The sequence below is a fragment of the Phormidium sp. CCY1219 genome, assembly GCF_055795085.1.
This window is the reverse complement of record NZ_JAYFEQ010000184.1, coordinates 1-5,966: the sequence shown is the minus strand read 5'-3', so window position 1 is coordinate 5,966 and position 5,966 is coordinate 1. Positions and strand designations below refer to the sequence as shown.

General features: G+C 47.4%; 6 protein-coding genes. 1 reads left to right on the top strand and 5 read right to left on the bottom strand.

Annotated features, from left to right (window positions below; genetic code table 11):
- From AC0QH1_RS01170 to AC0QH1_RS01155, 4 genes are all read right to left on the bottom strand, one after another.
- Positions 1-307 (bottom strand): Cfr10I/Bse634I family restriction endonuclease (locus AC0QH1_RS01170; RefSeq protein ID WP_324628906.1); only part of this gene is annotated, 307 nt, incomplete at its 3' end.
- Complete coding sequence (locus tag AC0QH1_RS01165; RefSeq protein ID WP_324628903.1) at positions 300-542, bottom strand: helix-turn-helix domain-containing protein; 243 nt, start codon at positions 540-542, stop codon at positions 300-302. The genes AC0QH1_RS01165 and AC0QH1_RS01170, both read right to left, overlap by 8 nt.
- Positions 543-837: 295 nt before the next feature.
- Positions 838-1,302 carry a hypothetical protein gene (locus tag AC0QH1_RS01160; RefSeq protein WP_324628901.1) on the bottom strand — a complete coding sequence of 155 codons (465 nt, stop codon included), beginning with the start codon at positions 1,300-1,302 and terminating at the stop codon, positions 838-840.
- A gap of 145 nt (positions 1,303-1,447) precedes the next feature.
- The gene (locus tag AC0QH1_RS01155; RefSeq protein WP_324628899.1) at positions 1,448-4,408 is read right to left on the bottom strand and encodes a valine--tRNA ligase; all 2,961 of its coding nucleotides are present in this window, start codon (positions 4,406-4,408) and stop codon (positions 1,448-1,450) included.
- A gap of 111 nt (positions 4,409-4,519) precedes the next feature.
- On the opposite strand from AC0QH1_RS01155, the gene AC0QH1_RS01150 reads away from it, so the two are divergent.
- The gene (locus AC0QH1_RS01150) at positions 4,520-5,107 is read left to right on the top strand and encodes an HD domain-containing protein (protein ID WP_324628897.1); all 588 of its coding nucleotides are present in this window, start codon (positions 4,520-4,522) and stop codon (positions 5,105-5,107) included.
- Between the two features lie 78 nt (positions 5,108-5,185).
- On the opposite strand, the gene AC0QH1_RS01145 is transcribed toward AC0QH1_RS01150, so the two are convergent.
- A complete protein-coding gene (locus tag AC0QH1_RS01145) occupies positions 5,186-5,593 on the bottom strand; it encodes a DUF4351 domain-containing protein (RefSeq protein WP_324628907.1) in 408 nt (135 codons plus the stop codon).
- Positions 5,594-5,966: the final 373 nt, after the last annotated feature.

Here is a 5,966-nt window from a genome sequence, read left to right as displayed (position 1 = left end):
AAATCCCCACAAAATATGGGGTATTTTGTTTGTTTTTTTCTATAGCGATTTCCGAAAAAAAACTTAAGGCTATCGATTCATTCCATCTGCCTTTAGAATTATTCAGTGAATTTCTAGTAGGTTCTCTGTTGTTGTAGTTTTCTTTACAAACTTCAACCGCTTTTTCTTCAATCCATTTTAATATATCTTCTACAGAATGACCCTGATTTATTTTGTCTAAAATATCTTCGTACAATTCTTCATAGATTACTAAGCTGTTCAGTTGAATTCCTGTATCAGATTCAGAAAACCAATTATGATTATTCATTTGGGGGATTCACATATTTTGCAAAAAAATCTGAAATGGAAATATTCAGTGATTCCGTAATTTTGGTAATGTTTTCCAGTGAAGGATTGCGAGTTCCTCGTTCAATGCTAGAAATGTAGGTACGATGAAGATCTGACATTTCCCCCAGCACTTCTTGAGAAATATCCAGTTCTTTACGGCGTCGTCTTACTGCTTTTCCAAAACGTTTTTTAATATCCATTCGATCGGAGTTCACTTTCAATTTTTGTGAAATGTTAATAATTTTTCCACAAACTATATATAAACTTTTGTAGAATATTTGTCTACATACAATTGAATACATTTTGAATTATATAAGTAACAAAAAGGTGCCGTGAGTTTGGAGATCGTCTTGTAAGAGGGCGATCTGGAGAATTTTTTGCCCCAACTATCCAATTCGACACCATAACCGAATCATGGCTACATACTCGACACCGACTCTGTAAAGTGGATCCCCACTGAGTACCTCTCGGTAGCTAGATCCGTGAAAATGCCGAGAACAATTTGTAAATTTAATGCAATTCCTTGTTTTCCGATTCTAATTTTCGGCTGAGCGCTTCTAATCGTCGGCGCTCTTGTTTTAGCTTATCTTCTAACTCTTGAATCTGGTCGCGGCGCGCTTCCAAGTCTAACTCTCGTCGGGAAAGTTCCTGACTTTGCAAGGTTAGGGACTGTCGCCAGTTTTCGATTTCTTCGGTTTGCCACTGCAAAAACTCCGGCGTGATTCCTTTATTCAAGTATTTCTCCACCAAACTCATTACCCATTCCGTGGCTTCTTTGACTGAGCGAATTTGACCTTGATGAGAAAGTTCCACCAACACTAAAACCCCTTCCGATAAGGGCGAAGATTCGGTGACAAATACTTCTTCCTTTTCAGCCATTAATACCCAAATTTCTCCCGGTTTTTGGCAGGCGAGCAGTCGCAATCCAGTTTTGCCTAAAAATCCTTTTTTTTGCACCTGGGCTAAATAGAGCATGATGAAAAACCGGGGTAAAAACACAGCAGAGATGTGGGGGAAGAATTGAGACTCGATGCTAGAGCGATCGCCTCTCAATTCTACATCGAAAAGGCGGGGGTGAACGATAAATTTTCATTCATCATTCACCCCAGACAAGGCAGGATTATTGACTGCCTAATTCCCGAAGCCGATCGCGCAGAATTTCTGCTTGTTTTTCCGCCTCCGCCAAGGCATCTCGCGCTCCTTGAACCACCTCATCAGGCGCTTTGTTGACAAAATTCTGGTTCGACAAACGACCGGAAAGTGATTTGACTTCTGCCTCTACTTTACCTAAATTCTTCTCGATTTTTGCACGCAGTTGGTCGATATCCACCACCCCCGCCAAGGGAACCAGCACTTGCACAGTTCCCACCACGCCGGCGATGGTTTTTTCCGGGGCTTTCTCCAATGCAGGAACGATCGCCAATTCCTCTACTTTGCCTAAATCCTGGATATACCCTTCCCCACTGGTGAGGATTTCCCGTTCTTTCTCGCTATCGCTTTGCAAAATTGCCTTAATCTTGGCACTGGGTTTAATATCCACCTTGGCGCGCAAGTTGCGAATGGTACGAATCGTACCAATTAACAACTCAAAATCCGATTCCAGGGCGCTATCGATCCACTTCGCATCTGCTTCCGGATAGGGTTGCAGGGCTAAGGATTTCTCGTCCCCAGTTTGCGTCAGGGTATGCCAAATTTCCTCGGTGATATGGGGGGTAAACGGATGCAGCAATTTCAAAATCCCCTCGAGTATGTAGGCGAGGGTCTGCTGTGCCACCTGTCGGGAGGTTGCATTTTCTCCCTGTAAGCGGGACTTGACTAATTCAATGTACCAGTCGCAGAAGTCGCCCCAGATGAATTCATACAAGCCTTTCGCTGCTTCTCCCATGCCATAATTATCGATATACTCGCAAGTTTGATGTACGGTTTGGTGATAGCGCGACAGAATCCAGCGATCGCTCAATTCCAAGGTGCTATCTGCAGCAGTTTGCGCCGAAACGGCGGCTGTTGCGCCTTCTACGGTGGGCGTCGCCGATCCGATGGTGGGCGCAGGCGTGGCTTGGGTTTGAGTTCCTTCTGTCGCCGTGGGGGTGGGATACAGAGTAGGGGCGCGATTTTCAATTAACTGTTCGTCCGGTCCAAGGTGGCGATCGCGAGGCGGTACCACGGTGGATATCGCTTCGGATTGAACCTGGCGCACTCCGGGGGGATTCCCCAACTGCTGCGGCGTTTTGCCATCCAAATTCATCATCACAAACCGCGCCGCATTCCACAATTTATTGGTGAAATTGCGCGACGCTTCTACCGATGCGGATTCGTCGGTTTTGCGGTTATATTCCAACCGAATATCTTGTCCGGCCCCCACCACTTCCCGAATCAAAGTGTAACGCAAGGCGTCGGTGCCGTATTTGTCGATCAGCAACAGGGGGTCGATACCATTCCCGGCAGATTTCGACATTTTCTTGTTATTTTCATCCCGCACTAATCCGTGGATGTAAACATCTTTAAAGGGCATTTGTTGGGTAAAATGACCCGCCATCATGGTCATTCTGGCCACCCAGAAAAAGATGATATCGAATCCGGTGACGAGAGTGGTGGTGGGATAGTAGGTTTGCAAATCTTCCGTTTGGGAGGGCCATCCGAGGGTGGAAAAGGGCCACAATCCGGAGGAAAACCAGGTATCTAGCACGTCCGGATCTTGTTGAATCTGGACGGTTTTGCCAAATTTGGCTTGCAGTTTTTCTGTGGCTTCCGCTTCGCTTTTGGCCACTACAAAGGGGGTATTGTCGGCGATTTCGCCGTGGGTTTCGCTGACGGCGTACCAAGCGGGAATTTGATGTCCCCACCACAGTTGACGAGAGATGCACCAATCTTTCAGTTTTTCCAGCCAATCGCGATACACTTTGGTCCAGCGATCGGGAATAAAGCGCGGGGAATTTTTCTGGTCGAGGAAATTGAGGGCGCGAGTGGATAGGGGTTCGATTTTGACGAACCATTGAGTAGAAATTAAGGGTTCTACGGGAACTTTACCGCGATCGCTATAAGGCACGGTATGATGATAATCTTCCACTTTCACCAGCAGTTCGTCTTCTTCAAACTGTTTGACCACTGCTTTTCGCGCCGCAAAGCGATCGAGTCCCTGAAATGGTCCGGCATTTTCATTCAGGGAACCGTCTTTATTCATAATGTTGATAAACGGCAAATTGTGCCGCATCCCCATTTCAAAATCGTTGGGGTCGTGGGCGGGCGTCACCTTCACGCAGCCGGTTCCAAATTCCGGGTCTACTAATTCATCGGCAATAATCGGGATTTCGCGATTCATAATGGGCAAAATTAAGGTTTTGCCGATTAAATGGCGATAGCGATCGTCGTTGGGATTGACGGCGAGTGCGGTATCGCCCAGCATGGTTTCCGGGCGGGTAGTTGCGACTTCCAAATATCCGGAACTGTCGCTGAGAGGATATTGGAAATGCCACAAATGCCCGTTGACTTCTCTGGGTTCGACTTCTAAATCGGAAACGGCGGATTGACTGGCGGGACACCAGTTTACCATGTATTTACCGCGATAAATTAGTCCTTCTTCGTAAAGGCTGACGAAGGCTTCGAGGACTGCTTGGGATAAGCCTTGGTCCATTGTAAACCGTTCGCGGGTCCAATCCACGGAGACGCCAAGGCGGCGCAGTTGATTGGTGATGGTGTTACCGGATTCTTCTTTCCATTTCCAGGCGCGATCGAGGAATTTTTCCCGCCCGATGTCGTGGCGGGTTTTCTTTTCCTCGCGCAGTTGTCTTTCCAGGATGGTTTGCACTGCGATGCTGGCGTGATCGGTCCCGGGTAGCCACAGGGTGTTGCGCCCTTTCATGCGATGATAGCGGGCGAGGACGTCGATCAGGGCACTCTCGAAGGCGTGACCCATGTGCAAGCTTCCGGTGACGTTGGGGGGCGGAATGACGATGCAGTAGGGTTCCCCTGGGTGGTTGGGGTCAGCGGTGAAACAGTGCTGTTTTTCCCAGAAGTCCTGCCATTTCGCTTCTGTGGTTTTGGGGTCGTATTGACTCGGTAGGTTGGGAATGGTGGAAGTCATTAATTATTCAAGAAGGTGAACGGGTTACAGATCGATGGATCTATTTTAAGATTTTGCCATATCGGTTCGTGACTCGCGAAGGAAGATGCGTTTTGTGGAGGTTTGAGGGGCATGGATGAGAGACTGGGGCAACAAATTCAATTTGCGATCGAAATCGATAAACTTAAGGGGGTGCTGCGACAGACCTTGCTCGCGGATGGTTCGCGTCAGGAAAATAGTGCCGAACATTCGTGGCATTTGGCGATGATGGCGATGCTGTTGCAAGAGTATGCCCCTAAACCGGTGGATTTATTGCGGGTGATAAAAATGCTGCTGGTTCACGATTTGGTGGAAGTGTATGCGGGAGATACGTTTTGTTATGACTTACAGGGCAATTTGGATAAGGCGGCGCGGGAAGCTGAGGCGGCGGAAAAGTTGTTTGGAATTTTGCCAGCACTACAGGGGTTGGAGTTGCGGGAATTGTGGCAGGAGTTTGAGGAGAATGCCACGGCAAATGCACAGTTTGCAACGGCACTCGATCGCTTGCAACCGTTGTTGCAAAACCGAGAAACTGAGGGGGCAACTTGGAAGATGCATGGCATTAATGCGGCTCAAGTTCGCGATCGCATGAGTCCGGTACAAGAGGGGATTCCGGCATTATGGCCTTTGGTTCAGCAGATAATTGAGGAGGCAATGGAAAAGGGGTATTTAAAAGAATGAGGCGGGGGATTGAAATCGCGCCAAGGCAAAGGCTTTAGGGAAGCCCGGGGCGACAGCGCTATAGCCCGCCTACGCGGGCTATTTTTTTTGCTCGGTTTTGCTGCTAGTATAATTGGGATTTTTTGGAGTTAAATATGCCATCAGTTTATCCAAGGAATTGACATACATCAGCCTTTCGGCAAAGTTCTCGATTTGCTCCAAATTCAACTGTTGTAAATTCCGTTCTATCGACTCGGGTACCTCGCGAAACGGACTACGGATCGGAAGTTGTAGGAGCTGCAATTCGCCTTCCTTGAAAATTTCCTGACCCCAAACAGATTCTCGTAATGCTTGTGCTTCTAAGCTCATAACTCGCTCCACTAACTCTTTGCCCAATACAAATGTAGCAAAAATTCCCAACACTTGTTGTAAATTTTCTCCCCGTTCTTCTGTTTGCAGTCGTTGGGCGGCACGGCGCAATATGGTTTCGTTTCCGCCGCCTTTCATCACGGGTGCTAAGGGCAGGAGAGCCTTTAGGTCCGGTTGAAAGGCTACTTCAACGTCGATTTACCAGAGGTTAATGACTCGATAGTCTTGCCGAGCTTGTAATCCCATTATAGTGGATTGATAGCAGGTGGGAATGGTGACGTCGGAGAGGGGAGGGAAAATATTAACGACTACGGGATATACCAGCCAATCATATTTTTATTTTCCATTGGGAGACCGGGCGATTAATCTCTTACTACTAATATCTGTTTCAGCCATAATTGGTTGCGGTAGATGATGTTAATTATTGAGGCAAAATTGTGAGTATAAATCAAGGGGTTTGGGGAGTTTTATAAAGGGGAAAAGGGAGTGAGTTTAATTCCTGGAGTCGGGG